The organism is Paenibacillus sp. Y930 (assembly GCF_056786375.1).
In genome coordinates this window covers 220,842-241,824 of the sequence record NZ_JBXCIX010000002.1, presented here as the reverse complement: position 1 = coordinate 241,824, position 20,983 = coordinate 220,842, and the positions used below count along the sequence as shown (strand labels likewise).

At 39.2% G+C, this 20,983-nt stretch carries 19 protein-coding genes; 4 read left to right on the top strand and 15 right to left on the bottom strand.

Annotated features, from left to right (window positions below; all coding sequences use genetic code 11):
• Positions 1 to 203: 203 nt before the first annotated feature.
• Both AC1TO5_RS06575 and AC1TO5_RS06570 read right to left on the bottom strand, forming a co-directional pair.
• Positions 204 to 2,207, bottom strand: a complete 2,004-nt coding sequence (locus AC1TO5_RS06575) for a YhgE/Pip family protein (protein WP_482062006.1) — start codon at positions 2,205 to 2,207, stop codon at positions 204 to 206.
• A 120-nt stretch (positions 2,208 to 2,327) separates the two neighbouring features.
• Positions 2,328 to 2,903 (bottom strand): TetR/AcrR family transcriptional regulator, encoded by a 576-nt coding sequence (locus AC1TO5_RS06570; protein WP_482062005.1) that lies wholly within the window; start codon positions 2,901 to 2,903, stop codon positions 2,328 to 2,330.
• A gap of 267 nt (positions 2,904 to 3,170) precedes the next feature.
• Here AC1TO5_RS06570 and ytxJ point away from each other — a divergent pair, with 267 nt between their 5' ends.
• Positions 3,171 to 3,509, top strand: coding sequence for a bacillithiol system redox-active protein YtxJ (ytxJ, locus tag AC1TO5_RS06565; RefSeq protein WP_482062004.1), 339 nt, complete (start codon positions 3,171 to 3,173; stop codon positions 3,507 to 3,509).
• A gap of 86 nt (positions 3,510 to 3,595) precedes the next feature.
• On the opposite strand, the gene AC1TO5_RS06560 is transcribed toward ytxJ, so the two are convergent.
• Entirely contained in the window at positions 3,596 to 4,387 is a 792-nt protein-coding gene (locus AC1TO5_RS06560) for a YheC/YheD family protein (RefSeq protein ID WP_482062003.1), read from the bottom strand.
• A gap of 138 nt (positions 4,388 to 4,525) precedes the next feature.
• Here AC1TO5_RS06560 and AC1TO5_RS06555 point away from each other — a divergent pair, with 138 nt between their 5' ends.
• Positions 4,526 to 5,209 (top strand): peptidylprolyl isomerase, encoded by a 684-nt coding sequence (locus AC1TO5_RS06555; protein WP_482062002.1) that lies wholly within the window; start codon positions 4,526 to 4,528, stop codon positions 5,207 to 5,209.
• A gap of 19 nt (positions 5,210 to 5,228) precedes the next feature.
• Positions 5,229 to 5,657 (top strand): DUF4395 domain-containing protein, encoded by a 429-nt coding sequence (locus tag AC1TO5_RS06550; RefSeq protein ID WP_482062001.1) that lies wholly within the window; start codon positions 5,229 to 5,231, stop codon positions 5,655 to 5,657.
• Positions 5,658 to 5,850: 193 nt separating this feature from the next.
• Here AC1TO5_RS06550 and AC1TO5_RS06545 read toward each other — a convergent pair whose 3' ends face one another.
• The 4 genes from AC1TO5_RS06545 to modA all read right to left on the bottom strand — a co-directional run bounded on the left by AC1TO5_RS06545 (position 5,851) and on the right by modA (position 9,212).
• The gene (locus AC1TO5_RS06545; protein WP_482062000.1) at positions 5,851 to 6,660 is read right to left on the bottom strand and encodes a protein-glutamine gamma-glutamyltransferase; all 810 of its coding nucleotides are present in this window, start codon (positions 6,658 to 6,660) and stop codon (positions 5,851 to 5,853) included.
• 76 nt (positions 6,661 to 6,736) lie between these two features.
• Positions 6,737 to 7,516, bottom strand: a complete 780-nt coding sequence (locus AC1TO5_RS06540) for a Cof-type HAD-IIB family hydrolase (protein ID WP_482061999.1) — start codon at positions 7,514 to 7,516, stop codon at positions 6,737 to 6,739.
• A 158-nt stretch (positions 7,517 to 7,674) separates the two neighbouring features.
• Entirely contained in the window at positions 7,675 to 8,346 is a 672-nt protein-coding gene (gene modB, locus AC1TO5_RS06535) for a molybdate ABC transporter permease subunit (RefSeq protein ID WP_482061998.1), read from the bottom strand.
• A gap of 2 nt (positions 8,347 to 8,348) precedes the next feature.
• Entirely contained in the window at positions 8,349 to 9,212 is an 864-nt protein-coding gene (modA, locus tag AC1TO5_RS06530; protein WP_482061997.1) for a molybdate ABC transporter substrate-binding protein, read from the bottom strand.
• Between the two features lie 162 nt (positions 9,213 to 9,374).
• Here modA and hflX point away from each other — a divergent pair, with 162 nt between their 5' ends.
• The gene (gene hflX, locus AC1TO5_RS06525) at positions 9,375 to 10,661 is read left to right on the top strand and encodes a GTPase HflX (RefSeq protein ID WP_482062481.1); all 1,287 of its coding nucleotides are present in this window, start codon (positions 9,375 to 9,377) and stop codon (positions 10,659 to 10,661) included.
• Between the two features lie 107 nt (positions 10,662 to 10,768).
• Here the strand turns inward: hflX and AC1TO5_RS06520 are convergent, their stop codons facing one another.
• From AC1TO5_RS06520 to AC1TO5_RS06485, 8 genes are all read right to left on the bottom strand, one after another.
• A complete protein-coding gene (locus AC1TO5_RS06520; protein WP_482061996.1) occupies positions 10,769 to 11,137 on the bottom strand; it encodes an iron chaperone in 369 nt (122 codons plus the stop codon).
• Positions 11,138 to 11,281: 144 nt separating this feature from the next.
• Entirely contained in the window at positions 11,282 to 12,268 is a 987-nt protein-coding gene (locus AC1TO5_RS06515) for an ABC transporter permease (protein ID WP_482061995.1), read from the bottom strand.
• Positions 12,269 to 12,270: 2 nt separating this feature from the next.
• The gene (locus AC1TO5_RS06510; protein WP_482061994.1) at positions 12,271 to 13,785 is read right to left on the bottom strand and encodes a sugar ABC transporter ATP-binding protein; all 1,515 of its coding nucleotides are present in this window, start codon (positions 13,783 to 13,785) and stop codon (positions 12,271 to 12,273) included.
• A gap of 173 nt (positions 13,786 to 13,958) precedes the next feature.
• Complete coding sequence (locus AC1TO5_RS06505) at positions 13,959 to 15,065, bottom strand: sugar ABC transporter substrate-binding protein (protein WP_482061993.1); 1,107 nt, start codon at positions 15,063 to 15,065, stop codon at positions 13,959 to 13,961.
• A 354-nt stretch (positions 15,066 to 15,419) separates the two neighbouring features.
• Positions 15,420 to 16,316, bottom strand: coding sequence for an aldo/keto reductase (locus AC1TO5_RS06500; protein WP_482061992.1), 897 nt, complete (start codon positions 16,314 to 16,316; stop codon positions 15,420 to 15,422).
• A gap of 332 nt (positions 16,317 to 16,648) precedes the next feature.
• A complete protein-coding gene (locus AC1TO5_RS06495) occupies positions 16,649 to 18,334 on the bottom strand; it encodes a glycerol-3-phosphate dehydrogenase/oxidase (RefSeq protein WP_482062480.1) in 1,686 nt (561 codons plus the stop codon).
• Between the two features lie 198 nt (positions 18,335 to 18,532).
• Positions 18,533 to 20,023, bottom strand: a complete 1,491-nt coding sequence (gene glpK, locus AC1TO5_RS06490) for a glycerol kinase GlpK (RefSeq protein ID WP_482061991.1) — start codon at positions 20,021 to 20,023, stop codon at positions 18,533 to 18,535.
• Positions 20,024 to 20,278: 255 nt separating this feature from the next.
• A complete protein-coding gene (locus AC1TO5_RS06485) occupies positions 20,279 to 20,851 on the bottom strand; it encodes a glycerol-3-phosphate responsive antiterminator (protein ID WP_482061990.1) in 573 nt (190 codons plus the stop codon).
• Positions 20,852 to 20,983: the final 132 nt, after the last annotated feature.

Below are 20,983 nucleotides of genomic sequence, written 5' to 3'. Positions count from 1 at the left end.
TAAGGTGATTATACATGATAATGAACTTCTTGTGTTCATTATTAGACAGCTACGTTCTTTATTTACTTAATTTATACATAATTCATCAAAACCATGTATCGAATCAACAAACTCTTATCCATTTATTATATTAAAAGTACAAATTCATAAAAAAAACTCACCCCGAGCAGTAAGTACTGCCCGAGATGAGGATCTGCTAGAATCTATTCCGTTATTGTTTGAAATTTCTTTTTGAAGCTTACCTTCATATAAATGTAGCTTAATGATGAACAACCAATCATTAATGCTAATAACGGCCACACACTACTCCAGAATATGCCCATATCGCCACTTGAAATAGCTTGTTTGAATCCCGTTACCGTATATGTCATTGGTAAGAATGGATTAATCGCTTGTAACCAATTCGGTACAAGTTCAATCGGGAATGTACCAGCTGAACTAGTTAATTGAAGTATGAGCAAGACGATTGCAATAAATCTTCCGACATTATCCATCGTCACACATAATAATTGAATTAACATCATATAAGTCAAACTTGTAATAATCGTGAATAAGAAGAATGCTCCAAGATTTACTACCTCTAAATTAAGAATCGGTAAAATAGATAGCCCAAGAATAATAGCTTGAACAATCGCTATTAACCCAACAACAGTTGTTTTACCCGCATACCAGCTTCTAGCGCTATACGGTTTCAATGATGGCTCTCTCATAGAATATACGACAGTAAGCAACATACATCCAACATATAAGCCAAGTGAGATAAAGTAAGGAGCAAATCCTGTACCATAGTTAGGTACATTAGAATAACTACTTGTCGTTAATACGACAGGCTCAACGAATTGATCCTTCATCTGCTCAGTTAATGTAAGATTAAGTGACTCTCCATTAGCATCACCTAATTTTGTTGCAAGTTCATTCGCTCCTTCATCGAGCGTAGTTAAACCAGTAACTAATTCCTTATTACCTGTAACCAATTCCTTACTACCAGATACAAATTTATCACTAGAACCTTTAAGTGACTGCAAACCTTTTGCTAATTCGGAAGATCCTTCTGATGCAGAAGTGATTCCTGCAGCCAATTGATTGGCCCCTTGCTTAGCATCAGTAAATTTCGTAACCAATTGATTTGACCCAGCGGACAAGCTATTCAATCCATTAACAACTTGCGAGGATCCAGTTATTAATTGACTTTCACCTTCCTCTTGTGCCAACAAACCATTAACCAATTGTTCACTACCCGCAATTAATTGTTGGAATGACTCGCTAGCTGCTAATTCACTATTTTCGCTTGCTAACTGCTGTAAACCAGCTTGTAATTGCATTGCGCCTTGCTTCAGCGACGTTGTTCCTTCGCTAATATTATTAAGTCCCGTATCTAAGCTTGCATATTGATTGGCTAGCTGAGAAATACCACCATCCAAGTCTTTTGCACCTTCAGCTAATTGAGACATGCCGCTATTAAGATTCGTACCACCAGCTTGTAAAGTAGCAAGGCCACCTGATAATTGCGTTCCAGCAGTATTTAATTGAGCAGCACCAGTCTGTAATTCAATCAAACCATCCGCTAAAGTCTGTTGACCATCAAGCAATTTAGTAGCACCAGTCTTAGCAGAATCTGTACCGTCCGCTATTTTATGTGCTCCTTCACTTGCTGCTTGCATACCTTCAAGCGATTCTCCAATTTGATCGTAGATAGAAGAAACATAAGTTTTGGATATTTGTTGATTAAGCAATGTTGTCATCTGAGCTGCGGCTGTACCGCCAATCTGACCTGCTAAAAAGTTATATCCTTCATTCGGTGTATAGATCAATTGTGCCTGTTCAGGATTATCACCTGCTAGTGATACCGCTTGTTCTGAAAACTTTTGAGGAATTTCAATCATAATATAGTAGTAATTATCTTTCAGTCCTGTAACTGCTTCTTGCTTACTTACAAACTCATAATTAAAATCTCCCGACTCTTTCAATTGATCGACAAACTCGTCACCAATTGTCATTTGCTCTCCATTATATTCTACTCCAGCATCTTCATTCACAATCGCTACTGGAATTTTGTCTAGCTTAACATAAGGGTCCCAAAATGCTCCTAAAAATAGTGCGGAATATAATAATGGGATCAACATTACCGCTATTACTGGTATGACAACTTTTTTGTTCCGAACAATACTATTTAGCTCTGAACCGATTTGACTTCCTCTTGACATCATTCGTCCACCTCTACCTTTTTCGTCTGTGTTGCTCTTGCTGTACATACTGCTCTATACTCTCTTTCGTCCGAATGACCACTTCCCTCAATTGGTCATTTTGTTTCAAAAGAAAAGGCTTCTCTATGAGATAGCCAAGCCCTTCTCCAAGTAAAACCGTAAATGTTGAGCAATTTCCTGCTTTTGCAATTTCTCATGTTTTGCACTCCACTCGACAGCAAGGGCGGTATATAAGCGAAGCATAACAAATGCGGTCATTTGCGTATCGCAAGCTTTAATTTCTTGACGCTCGATCGCGCGCTCGATTTTCGCTGCAATATGCTCAATGATAACCTGCTCCATCTGTGCTAACGCTTCATTGGCCATTGGCGTACCAATTTCTCTTACTTCCTGTGTTAATTTCAATGCCAATTCATGATCTTTGCGGAATTCCAATAATTCATTCAATGCCTCTGTTAAATTATCAAAAAATGAACGTTCTTTACTAATTACTTTTTCAGCAACAAATTTCATTTCTAACAATAATTTATTCATTACCTCTTGAAATAATTGCTCCTTATTAGCAAAAAACGTATAGATCGTACCTTTACCAACATTAGCAATTTTGGCTACTTGTTCCATTGTCGTTCCTTTGTAGCCAAATAAAGAAAATGACTTTGAAGCGGCATCTACAATTAATGATCGCCTATCAATGGACAAGTTATCACCTCCGAATTAATGAGTTACAATAACGTAATATGCTGTCTATTTGTTAACCTAGTAGACTAATGACTGAATGACCACTAGACCGAATGACCGAATAACCATAACGGTCAACTGGTATTATTATATATTGTATTTCATTTTTTTTCAATGCTTTTCATAATCTTTGTTCATTTTTTTCTAACAGCAGTTGCACATTGGCACTTATGCATGAATAACGATATAATGTACATATACTATTTCACATCAAAGGAGAGAATATTAATGACATATAATGAAATTACATCACAACAACAATGGGAAGAAGCTTTCGAACGCTCCAACGACCACCCCGTCGTTATCCTTAAACATAGTACAACTTGTCCTGTTAGCGCTAATGCTCATGATGAATTCAACAAATATTTATCTGACAAGCCTCGTGAGGACGTTGAATATCTAATGGTAAAAGTTATCGAATCTCGTCCAATTTCTTTGCAAATCGCTGAGGATACAGGTATCAAACATGAATCTCCACAAATTATGATGCTCGATAAGAAAGAGAAAGTATGGAGCACTACACATTGGTCAGTAACAAAAGCACATATCGCCGCTGTACTTGACTAATTACGATAACTATTGAACATACAATACGCCAACTGATAGAGAGGATAACCGTCCTCCATACCAGTTGGCGTATTTATCTTATTCCATCAAAAAATGTTTAATCGATATCTCTTACCATACCTAGCCCCATAATGAATAATCCTCGCTAACATAACTCGATCGCGCATAATAACAAACATCCGATGGTCTGGATGAGTATTAAACTCTACAATCCACGGACGCAGATGATGATCAATCGCTATATCAATCCCAATCTCATTTTGTCCTTTGAAATGTTTGCGAACTTGATGCATAACGGCTAGACTTAACTTTTCAATTTGCGGAATAACAATTCTCTGTTGTCTTGGAGACAGTAGACTATCTATAGTTCCTACCGCCCCACCGCTTCCACCATTACTTACAACACGTCCACGTTGCGAGATACGTCCCGCTATTCCAGTAACTTCAAATCCGCCAAATGGACTACGCTGAACGACTACACGAAAATCGAATAATCTTCCTTGATATCGAAGGGAATAGATTCCTTTCTGAACAATATAGGTTTCACCATTTATATGAAGTGCTAACGCCCGTATTAAGCTTTCAAAATTAGTATATGTTACTATTTCTTTATCAATATGACTACTATATACACCGTTTCTTTTCGTGACCCGAATGACCCCTCTACCTAGTGAGCCATTTTTCGGCTTAATATATACCATGCCATACTTTGCTAGCATTAATTGTAGCGTTGAATGAGAATATGTCTTCGTCACAGGAATATGTGACTTAATATAGCTATTACCTAATAAAATATTAGTTTTAATCATTTTGTCAGATTTCCGTCTCTTTCTCTTAGCTGTTATTCGTACTTGCCTTCCCCAATTCATCATAAACATTTTGTCCCCTCCCCAGATAGCTTCATAATAAGATATGAAATTGGAACAAGTTTCGCCATGGTCATATAACTGCATTAGGAATCAGATACTCATTTGTGTTAAAATACTAGTTAGCATATACATAAAGGAGAATACTCAATGCATTTGAAAAAATTAACCGTATTAATTGTAATGCTGCTTGTACTTAGTGCATGCGGTGAAAAACCTGCTCCAAGCAACAATAACACAGGAACTACTGGCTCTAACTCAGCAACTGCAGCACCTACTCCAACTCCTGAGCCAGAACTTGAATTACTTGATTCGAGTCAGCATCCTGAAGTTACAATAGAGATGAGCAATGGTGGAATTATTAAGCTGGAACTATATCCTGAAATTGCTCCTAACACTGTGAACAGCTTTGTGTCACTAGTTCAGCAAGGTTTTTATGATGGTCTAATCTTCCATCGTGTCATTCCTGGCTTTATGATTCAAGGTGGCGATCCCGAAGGAACTGGCGGAGGTGGTCCTGGCTACAGTATTAAAGGTGAATTTACTGCCAATGGTTTTGAAAATCTATTGCCGCATACACGCGGTGTTATTTCTATGGCACGTAGCAAAAGCATGGATAGCGCGGGCTCACAGTTTTTCATCATGCATGCTGTATCACCCCATCTTGATCAACAATATGCTGGATTCGGCATGGTAACTGAAGGATTAGATGTTGTTGATGAGATCGTAGCGCAAGAACGCGGTGCTCAGGATAGACCGATTGAACCACTAATAATGACTAAAGTAACCGTTGATACGAAAGGTCTTGAGCTAGCAGAACCAGAGAAAATGTAGATGAGGGGAGAATACCGGTATGAATGAAATTCCTATTGCAAAAGTAAGAAGCAATCAGATCGGCATTGTCATCACATTATTAATTGCGATTATTGCACAAATGCCTTGGCTAATTGCCATTGTATGGCTTATTCAAGTTATGACCCGTTTACTTGGTGCTGGTGCGAATACATTTGTCATTATATTAGAACCGATTGCACAAAAGATTTATGGTAAGAAAGAAACCGAAGCTGAAGAACTGCAGAAATTCAATCTTTCATTAGGAATTACATTTCTATCAATATCACTAATATGTCTTTCTCTAAATTGGGCAACAGCTGCTTATATTGTGGCAGGCGCAATGGCATTAGCGGCACTTAGCGCATTATTAGGCTATTGTATTGGATGTACAATCTATTACCAGTACAAGAAATATCAAGCACTGCGTAAAACGACAAAATCACAATAATATAGGTAGTTATATTCTGAAACTTTCTACCTTAGTAACTACGATCACTTGACAGTCACTACAATGATCTCCAAGCCACAATGTGCTGTCAGCATAAAAAAGCACCTCTCCATTATCCATTTGCTACGCTTATCGCATGCAAATGTCTATTGTAAGAGGTGCTTTTCAATTTATCATTAATCATGAATCATTACTACTGAGCAGATTGCAGTTCTCTTTCGTCCACCAGTACTAATTGCCCCATCGCTATTGCGATACGCTGCTCATGAATAATGAGATCACGCAGCATTTCAAAATCAGGCCGAACAATAAGATTTTCTTGATATGCCGAGCGACGTGCAAATGGACGACGTGCCCGATTCAAGTTTTCAATAATGCCTTGGCTAGTTTGAATGCCTACTCCATGACCAAAAAATAAATTTTTGTCAAGCATCACTGCGTTTTCACCTTGCCATTCAGGATGACGAGGGTGATGGTCTGGATTACGGAAATAGCACACATCCCCTGGATATACATCATTAAGATCATAGCTTGCTACTAGACGAAGATCATAATCCTTCTGCCATTCCCGCAAAAATAAATCTTGGAAATAATAATTGAAGGTAGGATCACCTATCGTCTCCAGCACAGCTTTATAATATAAAATAATGATAGCTCCTGAGCATTCGAACGCATATAGCTCTCCATTTTCAAATATATCGCGAATAGCATCCGCCGGCGTTACATCACTCCGTAATAAAAAACCTCCGTTGGGTGTTCTATTCCAGTAACGTGGATTACATCTCGAATTTGAAAATACGGCAAATTGAACGCCACTCTCATACATTGCATATGATGCTTCAACCGTATGTCTTCTCATCGTTAACTCGAATAATAAAGCATCCAATGAGGAGTATTGATAAACGTTTCTACTCGCCAGCTTCCAGCGAACAATATTTTGCTCAATCAAAGGCAACTTCTCAATATCAAGCTCATCAATCGAGCCTTTTTTAAGTACGATCACATTCATAACCTCCTACGCCTAAGCATCGTTAGGTTATTGTACGCCCGCACCCACTGATTGGTGAACGTTTGCCTAATTATTTATCTAAGATACCTGCTTTAATAAGTCCATTGCGGATACCCTTCTCATCTACATGCGTCGTTACAAAGTCGGCATATGGAATAACATCGGGATGTGAATTGCCCATTGCAACACCGAAGCCAACGTATTCAAGCATTTCTTTATCATTCAAATTATCGCCAAATGCAATCGCTTCTTCCTTGCTCAAGTTGAGCTGATTCAACATTGCTTCAATTCCTTTAGCTTTGGAACCTCCGATTGGCAATACATCTAATGCTTTTTCATGCCAGCGAATAAATGTAACGGAATCTTCTAACGCTGCATACAAATGCTCGTCCTCTGCAAGAGTGTGTAAAAACATTTGATAGATTGGCTCTTCTTTCCAGAAGTTCGCATTAACTTTCGGCAATGCTACTTTCAACGAATTGACCGATTCTAGCATATATTCATGTTCATCTTGATCTGTATAATATTGTGACTCTCCTTCAAAACATAGAGCATGTCCGTGAACAGTAGATTGCTCAACTAATTTCGCTAATGTTGTCGGTGAGATTGGATTACGATAAATAACTTCGCCTTTATATACAGCAAGAGCTCCATTCAAGCAAACATAAGATTCAATACCTACAATCTCTAGTAAATCTTGCAAGAAATATGGTGCACGTCCTGTCGCAATAACAGGCTCGATTCCTTTTTCTTTCATTTCGACAATGGCATCAATCGTATCCTGTGGAATAACCTTTTCTTCATTTACCAAAGTTCCATCAATATCAAAGAAAGCAATTTTGTAGCTCATCTCGTCTCCCCATTTCTCATGAATGTTCTCTCAACTTCTTGTCTATTTCCAATGCTAGCTTTTGGAACATCCTCGGTGAAGTTAATAGTTAAGTATAATATGGCCTACCTAATGAAGCAATAACAACTCTTTCCGTTCCGGACACTCTCTACATCGTGCTATCCCTTAGACGGCTGACGTACAATATACATCATTATGAACGAGAACACGATCATAATGACAACCCACGCTATCGCAAGTGCTATTCGGTCTGCATCAATCGCTACATAGATCGCAGTCGCAATCGTCTGCGTGCGACCAGGTATATTCCCCGCAAGCATAAGCGTTGCCCCAAATTCACCTAACGCGCGCGCAAAACCTAAAATAAAAGCAACAACCAACATCCGCTGATTGAGCGGTAGTGCGACATAGCGAAATACTTGCCATTCCGTAGCTCCTTGTGAACGTGCAACATCCTCTAGATCAGCATCAATAGAATCAAAACCAGCCTTGATCGTCTGATATACGAGCGGAAATGCAACAACTATAGCAGCAACAACGCCTGCCCACCACGTAAATACAAGTGATTGACCGAAAATAATTTCCGTCAATTGACCAAGCAAGCCTTTTTTGCCAAAGGCAAATAGTAAAATGAATCCAACTACTGTTGGAGGTAATATTAACGGAATCATAAATAAAGTATCTAGCAGTACTTTACCACGAAATTTCGCTCTACTCATATAACGTGACACAATAATAGCCAATATAAAAACAATAATACTAGCTATTATCGTTATTTTAAGTGAGGTGACAATCGGTGCAATAAATGCTCCCCAATCAAATTCATTCATCACTATTCAGCTCGCTTAAAGCCATGTTGCTCATAAAGAACTGCTCGATCTTCATGTAACAAATAATCGAAAAATAGCTGGGCAGCATCCATTTGCTTACTACTTTTCAAGATGGCTATAGGATAAGTAATCGGATCATGTGTTGCAGAATCAATATGGTGAATGATATTAACTTTATTAGAAGAAATCGCATCGGATAAGTAAACAAAGCCAAGTTCAGCATTACCTTGCTCAACGTAAGTAAGCACCTGTCTAACATCCTTCGCATACACATAGTGCTTCGTCCATACATCCCATAATTGTTCCTGCTGTAACACTTGCTTCGCGTACTGCCCCGCAGGAACCGTATCTGGCTCACCTATTGCAATAAATGTTGGGTTGACCTGCTTCAGCAAGTGCACAATCGTCGCTGATTCGGCAAGCGCTACATTACTTAGCTCTCTATTGCCGATAATAACGATTTCATTGTTCAATAGCGGCATAGTCGCTTCAAGCAGTCCTTGCTCCTCTAATGCATTCATCTGTTTCATTGCTGCAGATACGAATAGATCAACTGGTGCACCTTGCTCAATCTGCTTCTGCAATGTGCCTGAAGAGCCATAATTGACTTCAACTGCAATATCGGCATGCTCAGCTTCGAATTGAGCAATAATATCATCCATAATTACACTTAAGCTTGCAGCCGCAGACACAACAATTTCCTTCTTTTGAGATGTAGCTTGCTTAGATATTACAGCTTCATTCCCTGCATTAACGGGATTAACATCATTCACTTGATTATTGCTAACCGAGCAACCTGATAACATAATTATTAGCAGCATCGCGCATACTATAATTAACTTATTTTCCCCTAATGTTTTTTTCATGTTGTTATTCTAGCTCCAATCATACTGGATTTATCACCTTTAAGAATAGCATGAGTTGCTATATTTTCATAGCTCAGGCAGCGTAGATTAAAGGTAATTTCTTGAAAGACTACGTGCCATATGCTACACTGTTCCCAACTCAGTTGGAGGTTAATAATTATGATGGAACAACCTTTAGAACGTGCAATTATTGTCGGTTTGCACCTTAGTCAACGCCAAGAGGCAGACTTTAATTATTCAATGCAAGAACTTGCCTCACTTGCAGATGCTTGTCATATTACAGTTGTAGATCAACTTACACAAAAAGCACAACGTCCCACATCTTCTCATTACCTTGGAACAGGGAAAGTCGAAGAATTACGTCTACTTGCAGAAGCTCATGAAGCAGAAACGGTTATTTTCAACGATGAACTGTCACCTTCCCAGATTCGCAATCTCGAAGCTGAGCTTGATCGCAAAGTTATCGATCGTACTATTCTCATTCTGGATATTTTTGCAGAACGTGCTCAGACTAGAGAAGCACAACTTCAAGTTGAAGTTGCTCGTCTGCAATATATGCTTCCGCGCTTAGTTGGCTTACGTGCATCACTTGGTCGTCAAGGCGGTGGTGGTGGTGCGGGATTACGTAACAAAGGTACAGGAGAAACAAAGTTGGAGCTTGATCGTCGTCGGATTGAAGATCGCATCGCCATGCTACAGCAAGAACTAGAAAAACTTGTAGCTACTCGTCAAATTCAGCGTATGAAGCGTAAGAAGAATGAAGTTCCAGTAGTATGTCTAGTCGGATATACGAATACAGGGAAATCTAGTCTTATGAATGCTTTACTACGACATACCGATCCTGAAACAAGCAAAGAAGTTTTCGTGAAAGACATGCTTTTTGCAACACTTGAAACATCAGTAAGACAAATTGAGCTGAGTGATCACAAGAGCTTCCTGTTAACTGATACAGTCGGCTTCGTTAGCCAGCTCCCCCATCATCTAGTTAAAGCATTCCGTTCTACACTGGAAGAGGTGGCCGAAGCAGATCTTCTCATTCATGTCGTTGATTACGCACATGAAGATTATCAGAAGCTAATTGATGTAACCAATGCAACACTTGAAGATCTAGGTACGAAAGACATCGAAATGATCTATGCCTATAATAAATGTGATCTAACCGATCATCCGTATCCCGAAGTTCATGGCAAAAACATTTATATGTCCGTTCGTGAAGCCAAAGGAATCGATGACCTTGTCGGATCCATTCGTCAGCAGCTATTCAGCCATTATGTGAAATGCTCTGTTCTTATTCCATATGATCAAGGGCGCATCGTGTCCTACTTTAATGAACACGCCCAAATCTTTGCGACAGAATATGAAGAACAAGGCACTCGCATAGAAATGGAATGTAGTGTCGCTGATTACGATCGCTATAAAGAGTTTTACTTAGAGGAAGCTCAGCTGTAACAAAAAAGTCATCCCTAGTAGTAGCACTTTTGAGTGCGTAGCTGCTGGGGATGACTTTTTATTATTTCAAAAGTTCAGGTCTAGGTTCGAAGAGATCTTCCGATTTTTTACCGCCAAAAAGTGGAACAGTCGGCCTTATCAACAATATTAAATTCAATCATTTTCTCGAGTAATGAGAAATCAACTGGACTATTCCACTTAATACGCAACAACTGCTTCGTATGATCATAACCAGACTGCACAATTTCATCAGAAAAACGATTAATTCCTGCAATTTCAGGAGCAACAGCCAAATGCTGTTTGGATATGCTAAAGCCAATAATATAGGTGTCATGATCGGTAAACATAGGCTGATTCCAAGCAATCTTGGGCATTAAATGGGGAAATGTTTTCGCTACCCAAGTCAAAACTTCTTCAGTTCGTTCCCTATGTTGTGGATTATCAATCTTTTCTAAATACTCTTTAAAAACTTCCATGTTATTCACTCCTAAACTAAATTTCATTAAAGAAATAAACCTCTTACAGGAATCATACCCGAAGAGGTTATTTCTTATCAAACTTTATTATCAATCTCCAGTATGTTACCGCGTGATCACAAGCGAACTTTTAGCCTCACCTCTCTAGTGCTTGCGTTTGTAGTATGTTATGCCCAGGGCAAGCGCCAACACAGCACCCTTCACAATATCCATCGCGTAGTAAGGTACTGACATCATAATAAGTCCACTAGATAATATCCCCATCAATACTGCACCGACAAATGTACCAAACGCATTCGGTTTTCCAGAACCTAATACTGAATATCCTATAAATGCCGCCGCCACAGCATCCATTAATAAAGGAGCCCCAGCATTAACCTCTGCTGTCATAACACGAGCTGCGAGAATAACACCACCAATACCGGCAAAGATAGCAGCTAATCCGTATGCAAGAAAACGGTATTTACGTACAGGAATACCTGATAATTTAGCTGCCTCTGGATTACCGCCGATCATATACATATAACGTCCGTGCTTAGTATACGTTAAAAATAAATGGACAATTAATACAACAGCAAGCATTACAATAATGATCCACGGCACCTTCCCTAATAGTCCGAAAACTTTCGGTATAGAGCCTTGTGCATAATCACCACTAGGCATAATCATATTTTGTGAGATAGTCGCGCCTCTTGTATAAGTCAATGCCACACCCTGAATAACAAACATCATCGCTAGCGTCATTAACATATCTTGTATTTTGAAGCTGGTGACGAGGAAACCATTTATAAGTCCAATAATAATACATATCGCTAATGAAACAATAATACTAATGAAAATATTTTGACTATGCCACACAAACATAGAAATAACGACTGCATTAGCTAACGATGCTGTCGAACCAACGGATAGATCAAATCCTCCAACAGATAATGAAATCGTCAAGCCAATCGCAAGAATCGTCACAATCGAAATTGCACGCAAAATACCTGTAATATTACTAGAAGTAAAAAAATTGTCTGTCGCTAGACCGAAAAATATAATTAGTACGACAATTGTAATTAATGTTCCGTATTTGTATAGAAAATCGAACCATTGGAAACTCTTCTTTTTTGCTCCAACTACACTCATTGCTATTGCCCTCCTGTACTATAAAACATAATCTCTTCTTCTGAAGTATCCGCTGTAATAAGTTCTTTCGCTACTTGTCCGTCGTACATTACATACATACGATCTGTAATTCCGATCATTTCATTCATTTCGCTTGAGGCAAAGAGTACACTTTTGCCTTGTGCAGCTAATTCAGCAATGAGATAGTAGATATCGCGCTTAGCACCAACGTCTACACCTTTAGTTGGTTCATCAAAAATATATATATCCGCATCTGTTAGCAGCCATTTACCAATTGCTATTTTCTGTTGATTACCTCCTGAGAGACTCCCAACAAGCGTCTTCTCATTCGGAGTTTTTATTCCTAACTTCGTAATAATCTTATTGGCCGCTAATTTTTCTTTCTTACTACTTAGCCAATTATTCATCGTTAAGTGAGGCTTTAGATTTGCAATCGTTAAATTAATAGCCACAGTATCTTCAACAAAAATGCCTTCACGGCGTCTTTCCTCCGGTATCATCGCTAAGCCCATTTTCACCGCTTGATATGGTGAATGAGCATTCATTAGATTACCATGTAATTTAATGTCACCACGTTTCTTCGGAGCTGCCCCGAATAAAATCCGGCATAACTCTGTCTTGCCAGCTCCTACTAAACCCGCCAATCCTACAATTTCACCTTTATGAACAGTAAGAGAGACACCATGAACCTTATCATCATCAGCAATCTGTTCAACTTCAAAGGCAATCTCACCTAGTTTACTAACTCGTTCGGGAAATTGTCCACCAAGTTGGGTGCCTAACATATGTTGTGCAACCCCTTCTTGATCCAATGTATGAATTGAATCAGACAATATAAACTGACCATCTCGTAATATCGTAATGTCATCACAAATTTGGAATAATTCAGGTAGACGATGAGAAATGAAAATAATGCCGACTCCTTCTTGCTTTAGGCGATTCACTAGTTCAAATAATCTGGATGTTTCACTATCGCTTAACGGGGCAGTAGGCTCATCTAGAATAAGAAACTTACACTCCATCGTAATAGCTCTAGCGATAAGTACAAGCTGCTTTTCCGCTAAAGTTAGCTCTTGGACAAGCTTTTTCGTTGACATCGTTAACTGAAGACGCTGCATAATAACAGAGGCATCCTTATGAAGCTGTTTCCAGTTCACCAGTTGTTTGCCTTTGGAATCATGCACAAGCTTCTCTAGCATAATATTTTCACCAACGCTTAAATTAGGAATTAATAACGTATCCACTTCTTGATATACGATTTGAATTCCATTATCCTTAGCATCCTTCGGACTGCGAATATTAACTTCTTTTCCAGCTAACTTGATGGCGCCCGAGTAGTGACTATAAGCACCTGATAGTACTTTCATCAGTGTAGATTTTCCGGCACCATTTGCACCTATAAGAGCGTGTGTTGTCCCAGAGTTCATTGCAAAATTCACAGATGATAGTGCTTGTACACCAGGGAAGGCAATCGATATTTCGTTCATTTCTAGCTTTACTCGTTGATCTGATGCCAACTTATTCCACCTACCTTAATAATAGGATATAGAGCGCCCCCTCTATAAGAAATAGAGATGGCGCTCTTAGATTAATCTATGAAGAGGTTGTTCAAAAGACAGACTTTGATAACGATGATTGACTGTGTAGCTTATTCATCGTGATCACAAACGGACGAATTTGAACCACCTTACTACTTTTTGTTCGCTTCTTTTAATGCCTTCATCCAATCCTCAAGAAAAGCATCACTCGTACCCCAACCTGGGATAATATCACCAAGTGTATCCATTTTCACAGATTCAGCAGCTGCCTTCAAATCAGCTTGCTTAATAATGTTAGCATCTAGACTATAAGTAGTTGGAGTTTCTTCACCTGCTAGTTTTTTTGCTGCAAGACGCACTGTAATCGCGCCAATTAGCTTTGGATCTACAGCTGCCGTTGAAACCCACGGGCTATTCTCTTCTTGAATCGCTTCAAGATCTGGATTAGAAACATCAATACCGAAGATTTTCACTTCTGTACGACCAGCTTCTACTAGCGCACGATGTGCACCAATTGCGAACGCATCCCAAGTGGCAAAGATAGCATCAAGCTCACCTTTAGGATATTTGGAAAGTAGTGTAGCAACCGCATCTTGTGTATCAACAGATGTGTTGTCACTAGCAATACCAAAGCGATCTAGTTCTATGATTCCAGGATTAGCTGCAAGAACATCAGTGTAAACCGCATTACGTCGAACCATTGCCGAGAAACCATCTACCCAAAGATATAAGATTTTCGCTTCGCCACCTGTTTCAGCTACAAGGTGATCAAGTGCGAATGTTGCTAAAGACTCATCATTTTGCGAAGTAGATGTTACACCTTCAATAGCAGTAAGACCTTCTATAGAATCAAAAGCAACAACTTCAATGCCTTTATCACGTAATGCTTGTACTTCTTCAACCGTTGTTTCTTCTTCACCATGAGAGATAATGACAGCGTCGATATCTTCGTTAGCCGCTTGTTCAAGTGCTTCATGGAATTTCAAAGTATCACCATTAGCTGAGAATACATCTACTTTGAAGCCTAGGGATTCCCCTTCTTGCTTTGCACCAGCTAAAAACTGTGCAGTGTGATCATCTCCACCAATTTTGCGAATAACTTTAATTTTAATATTTCCCTTGTCTACTAGAGCAGCAGGAAGGTTTTCAACTTGTTGCTTAGTTGAGTTAGCGCCGTTATTTCCTTCACCACAAGCGGTAACCACCAATGCAACAATTAGTAATAATACGATTGATAAATTAAATTTTCTGAATTTCATTTGTCTCTCCCCTTTTATATATAACAATAATCGATCAATACAAAGTAATCCTATCGGATTTAACGTATTAAGTCAATAGATTTTTTTCAATAATATGACAATTTTTTTGAACAATGTAAGGTCGATATATTGCTAGCCTACAACATTATTCAGAACTACGATAAAACACTTACATTTCTTCTTATCCTTTAATATGCATATATTTCTGTCATTTGTAGTATAATCTAAACCCGTACGTTTTTACAGTATTATTTAAAAAAACAAGAGCGAAACGTATAGTTTCGCTCTTGTTTTTATTGTTTTCATATTAATCGTTCGGATTTAACTGTTTCATTTACATTATTTCTTAATTTCTTATTCATTTAATAAAGTTACAGCCTGAGCATTCGAAATGACTTGCTCTTTATTTTTGCAGCCTGGAATTACCGCAGTAACAGCTTCATTGTTCAGACACCAAGCTAATGCCCAGCTCGCCATATCCATACCTGCTGGCACTTCCTCTTGTGCAATCTTTTCTACTTCTAGTAAGCGAAGCGCTGTTTGTTCTGGGTCATGACGATGACGAACATCGTTGCTACCGAAGCTTGCACCTGGCTTGTATTTACCACTTAGATAACCACTTGCCAAAGGTACACGCGCAAGCATACCAAGATCTTGCGTTTTGCAAGAAGGAAATACCTCTAGCTCTGGTGCTCGATCAAGACGATTATAGACCGCTTGAATCGTTTGTGCACCTACTTTAGTTGCATTTTCCACTTGATGCATATTATTATTTTTCCCAATAGACAGCCCAAGGTGACGGATTTTGCCCGCTGTAATTTGTTTATCAAGCGTTGTCCATAGTTGATCATTATCGAATGCGCTATCTGGACCAGAGTGGAATTGATACAAATCGATATAATCTACCTGCAATGCTTTCAACGAATCATCTAATTGCTTAAGTACACTTTGTTCATCATAACGATCAGTACGTGAGAAGATAGAATGGAACTCATGACCGAATTTCGTAGCAATAATCCAATCTTCACGATTACGGCGACTAATATAGTTGCCGATAAATTGCTCAGAAAGATGATCACCATAACATTCCGCTGTATCAATCAAGTTAATACCAAGATCATGTGCTTGATCGAGAATTTGATCCACTTCAGCTTGCGTATAGTCAATACCCCATTCTCCACCAAATTGCCATGTACCAAGTCCAATAACCGAAACATTCAAATCAGTACTACCAAGTCTCCTAAACTTCATATCTATCCCTCCTACAACTTTTCATAACTTCTTGATAATCTGTCTTGCAAATGAAAAGTAGCATCGGAAGCACTCACTAACTTTTCATAACTTCTTGATAATCTACTTCGCAGATGAAAAGTAGCATCGGAAGCATCTGCCAACTTTTCATTACTTACTTTGATGCTACTTTATTTTTCTTTCGAGCGCCACTGTTACGCGGATTAAAGCAACTTTTTGACTTCATTCTCACTATAGCGCAGTAGATTAACTAATTAAAGTAACTTTTTCACTTAATTCACACTAAAACGCACATCGCATTGGATTGAACTAATCTGTCAAAATACAGTCCACTATTCCTGATGCGAATTTTTCGCTTCATCAATCTTACGATCTAGCTCAGCAGTATACTCAGCTAGCTGCGCTTCCGTCCATCCAAGCTCAGCATTCATCGCACGTAATACAGGTTCACGCCATGTTAGCACGTCATTGACACGGAAGAACATATCGCCGGTTCTACGAATGAAGTAATCTTCGGGCTTAGCAGCCATCTCATATCTCATGGCATATTGTAGCATAATCGCAGATAGCGCAGAAAGTCCAAACGGTTCGCCCCAAGCAATGGCTTCCTTAGCCAATGCAAATACTGTCGGAGTGTTCGTACCGAATCGTCTAGCAAGTAAAGTCGCGTCTTCCAGCGATAACCCTTGCTTCACTCCAATAGCAACTTGCGCTTGAACATAAGCTTCCATTTTCGAAGAACCGCCAAAATCACCACCCGAAATCCGAATATGACGTGTAGAAGTAGATTTTGCTAGCTCCTTCATTCCTTCTTGCTTCATTAGCTCTACTGTTTTATTAACAACATCTTCAGCCATTTTACGGTAGCCAGTTAATTTACCACCAGCAATTGAAATTAATCCTGAATCCGATACAAAAATTTCATCTTTGCGCGAAATTTCAGATGGAGATTTACCTTCTTGCTGAATTAATGGTCTTAATCCTGCCCAGCTAGACTCTATATCCTTATCTGTTAGCTTCAATACTGGGAAAATTTCATTAGCTGCTCCAAGTAAATATTTACGATCAGCAGCCGTTGTTACAGGATTAGCTGTATCGCTAGTAAAATTCGTATCCGTTGTACCAAAGTATGTTTTACCTTCACGCGGAATTGCAAATGCCATTCGTCCATCCGAAATATCAAAATATACAGCCTGTCGCAATGGGAATCGTGCTCCGTCAAATACAAGATGGACACCTTTTGTTAAACGCAGCGTCTTGCCCTTTTTGGAACCATCCTGTTCACGCAATTCATCTACCCAAGGACCTGTTGCATTAATAATTTTATTAGCATAGATTTCATACACTTTATCTGCCAATAGATCACGAACTTTAACACCAATTAATTGCTTCTGCTTATCATAAATTAGACCTTCTGCTTTCGTGTAGTTAACAGCGATCGAACCAAGCTCTCTAGCTTTTTTCATCACTTCAATCGTAAGACGGGCATCATCTGTACGGTACTCAACATAGTAACCGCCACCCTTCATGCCTTCGCTTTTCAATAGCGGTTCTTTAGCTAACGTTTGCTCGACATTAAGCATTTTACGACGCTCATTCTTCTTCACACCCGCTAAGAAATCATACATTCTCAAACCAATCGACGTCATAAATTTGCCCATCGAACCACCTGCATATAATGGTAGTAGCATCCATTCTGGCGTTGTTACATGAGGTCCATTTTCATAAACAATTTCACGCTCTTTACCTACTTCAGCAACAACAGCAATTTCAAGGTTTTTCAAATAACGTAAGCCACCATGAACCAACTTTGTAGAACGACTTGAAGTTCCACCTGCAAAGTCCTGCATCTCAATAAGACCTAAGCTAAGCCCACGTGTTGCTGCATCAAGTGCAATACCCGCTCCTGTAATACCGCCACCTATAACTAAAATATCTAATTTCTGTGCTGCCATCTGTTCTAAGCTTTGCGCACGATTAAATACGCTAAATTGTTCGTTCGTAGTCTGTCTGCTCATCATATTATCTCCTCTATTTACAGTTTGTGTTTATTTCATTATGTCTATTATGTCCAATAAAATTTTCTGAAAATTACCAACAAAAAAGAGAAACCAATGAATCCGTCTCATAAAGGGCATAAAAAGCCCATCTATGAACGGTATTCGCGGTTTCTCCATATCTCCAACCATTATTAACTTGTCGTTAGTATACCATTATTATTCACAAAATGCCATCGCTGCCTTTACAGCACGTAACCATCCAGCGAATAATTTTTCACGCTCAGCTTCATCCATATGCGGGAAAAACACTCTTTCAACTTTATGAATAGCGGCAATTTCTTCCTTACCACTCCAGAAACCAACAGCTAATCCAGCAAGAAATGCAACACCAAGCGCAGTAGATTCACTAATTAAAGGACGTTCAATAGCAACACCTAGAATATCACTTTGGAATTGCATGAGGAAGTTATTCTGAATAGAGCCACCATCTACTGCCATACTTGTTATTTTATAACCAGAATCCTCTTCCATTACAGAAAGTAGCTCACGCGATTGGTAAGCTAGTGATTCAAGCACTGCTCGAACAATATGCTCTTTCTTTGTACCGCGTGTTAAGCCAAACATCGAGCCGCGCACTTCACTATTCCAGTAAGGAGTACCTAGCCCAACAAATGCAGGAACTACATATACTCCTTCGGTAGAAGTTACACTGAGCGCCATCTCTTCTGTCTGCGCGGCATCCTCGATAATTTGCAATCCATCACGAAGCCATTGTATCGCTGCACCCGCTATAAATACACTTCCTTCAAGCGCATACTCTAACTTGCCATCTACTTCCCATGCGATAGTCGTCAGTAGACCGTGCTCGGATGAAATCGGCTTCTCTCCTGTATTCATCAGCATAAAGCAACCTGTACCATAAGTATTTTTCGTATCTCCTATACTAAATGCGCTCTGTCCAAACAATGCCGCCTGCTGATCTCCAGCTGCACCTGCTATAGGGATAGGTTGCCCAAGTATATGCTCATCCAAATATCCATAAACCTCTGAAGACGCCTTAACTTCTGGTAGCATACAAGACGGCACATTCAATATTTCCAGTAACTCTTCATCCCAAGAACGGTTATGAATATTGAACATTAACGTACGCGACGCATTGGATACATCGGTAACATGCACTTTCCCACTCGTCATATTCCAAATTAACCATGTATCAATCGTGCCAAATAATAGACGACCTTGCTCAGCAAGCTCACGAGCACCACGAATTTGATCTAATATCCATTTCACTTTAGTACCTGAGAAGTAAGGATCGATAATAAGACCTGTTTTATTACGGAAATCGTCCTCAAATCCATCTTCCTTAAGTTGATCACATATCGTAGTTGTTTGACGAGACTGCCATACTAATCCATGGTAAATAGGCTTGCCCGTTACTTTATCCCATATAACCGTTGTTTCGCGCTGATTCGTAATCCCAATAGCTGCAATCTGTTCAGCTATAATATCAGATTTCTCCACTACTTTTCTCATCACTTTAAGCGTTGATTCCCATATAAAACTCGCGTCCACCTCCACATGCCCTGGGTGTGGATAGATCAGTGGAAGTTCTTCCTGTTCTATCGCTACAATGTTACCTTGCTTATCAATTAATAAAGCGCGAGTACTCGTTGTCCCTTGGTCAATGGACATAATATATTTCGACATATGTATCCCTCCATTAATATTTAATATATATGAAAAATTTCAGATTTAATTTCTAATAAAAAAAAAGGAAAAAGTGGGCTTTCAGAACCAAGAAGATGGAGCGCTACTTGAGAAAGGCGGAAGCGCAAGTGTACGTTATTGGTACATGCGGCCCTACAATGTTTCTGCAAGAAACATACATCGGAAGATTATGCTATACTTTCCAAGTTCACTTCATATTCGACGCGAGTAAGCTACATCGACTAATCATCGTTATCAAAGCCCGCTTTTTTCCTTACCTCTATGCCAAAGTTCTTTCCTTGACGTCGTTATGGCCGCTGCACCTGCCTGTAAAGCTTCATTGACATGCGCTTGTGTACGAATAAGTCCCCCTGCTATAACAGGGATACCCGTATGCTGCTTCACTTCCGTAATAATTTCAGGCATAATACCTGGTAGCACCTCTATGAAATCTGGCTGCGTCTTTTCTAGCAAGCGATAGCCCCGCTCTAGTGCATCAGAATCAAGCAGAAACATCCGTTGAATAGCGATCAATCCTTTTTGTTTCGCTCTCATCACGACATTTGCTCTTGTTGATATTATACCTGTCGGCTTAATACTTTGACATAAGAAATCAGCAGCGTACTCATCATTTTTCAAACCATCGATTAGATCGGCATGCAGAAAAATCTTTTTATTATGTTGCTTTATAAATTGTACCGTACTTTGCAGTTGACCAATATGCCCACCTAATAACACCATATATGTAATCGATGAAGCGACTACCTCTTCCACGTCCTTCAACTTATGAACAGCTGGTAATACAGATTGATTGAGTTCTAGTGACAATTGGCTATCCCCTCTTCCATCATCTGTTGGCGTACTTAGCAACATTATATATTGTAATGCATTTATTTATCAGTAAATATTAATTCGCACATAATTTCAATGTTGCTTCCTATCAAAAGTATAGCACAAAAC

Coding starts and splice junctions, on each gene's coding strand:
- AC1TO5_RS06495 (WP_482062480.1), bottom strand. CDS start 18,334: ATGAGCAGACAGACTACGAACGAACAATTTAGCGTATTTAATCGTGCG.
- ytxJ (WP_482062004.1), top strand. CDS start 3,171: ATGACATATAATGAAATTACATCACAACAACAATGGGAAGAAGCTTTC.
- hflX (WP_482062481.1), top strand. CDS start 9,375: ATGGAACAACCTTTAGAACGTGCAATTATTGTCGGTTTGCACCTTAGT.
- AC1TO5_RS06575 (WP_482062006.1), bottom strand. CDS start 2,207: ATGATGTCAAGAGGAAGTCAAATCGGTTCAGAGCTAAATAGTATTGTT.
- AC1TO5_RS06500 (WP_482061992.1), bottom strand. CDS start 16,316: ATGAAGTTTAGGAGACTTGGTAGTACTGATTTGAATGTTTCGGTTATT.
- modB (WP_482061998.1), bottom strand. CDS start 8,346: ATGAATGAATTTGATTGGGGAGCATTTATTGCACCGATTGTCACCTCA.
- AC1TO5_RS06515 (WP_482061995.1), bottom strand. CDS start 12,268: ATGAGTGTAGTTGGAGCAAAAAAGAAGAGTTTCCAATGGTTCGATTTT.
- AC1TO5_RS06520 (WP_482061996.1), bottom strand. CDS start 11,137: ATGGAAGTTTTTAAAGAGTATTTAGAAAAGATTGATAATCCACAACAT.
- AC1TO5_RS06555 (WP_482062002.1), top strand. CDS start 4,526: ATGCATTTGAAAAAATTAACCGTATTAATTGTAATGCTGCTTGTACTT.
- AC1TO5_RS06560 (WP_482062003.1), bottom strand. CDS start 4,387: ATGTTTATGATGAATTGGGGAAGGCAAGTACGAATAACAGCTAAGAGA.
- glpK (WP_482061991.1), bottom strand. CDS start 20,023: ATGTCGAAATATATTATGTCCATTGACCAAGGGACAACGAGTACTCGC.
- AC1TO5_RS06505 (WP_482061993.1), bottom strand. CDS start 15,065: ATGAAATTCAGAAAATTTAATTTATCAATCGTATTATTACTAATTGTT.
- AC1TO5_RS06550 (WP_482062001.1), top strand. CDS start 5,229: ATGAATGAAATTCCTATTGCAAAAGTAAGAAGCAATCAGATCGGCATT.
- AC1TO5_RS06540 (WP_482061999.1), bottom strand. CDS start 7,516: ATGAGCTACAAAATTGCTTTCTTTGATATTGATGGAACTTTGGTAAAT.
- modA (WP_482061997.1), bottom strand. CDS start 9,212: ATGAAAAAAACATTAGGGGAAAATAAGTTAATTATAGTATGCGCGATG.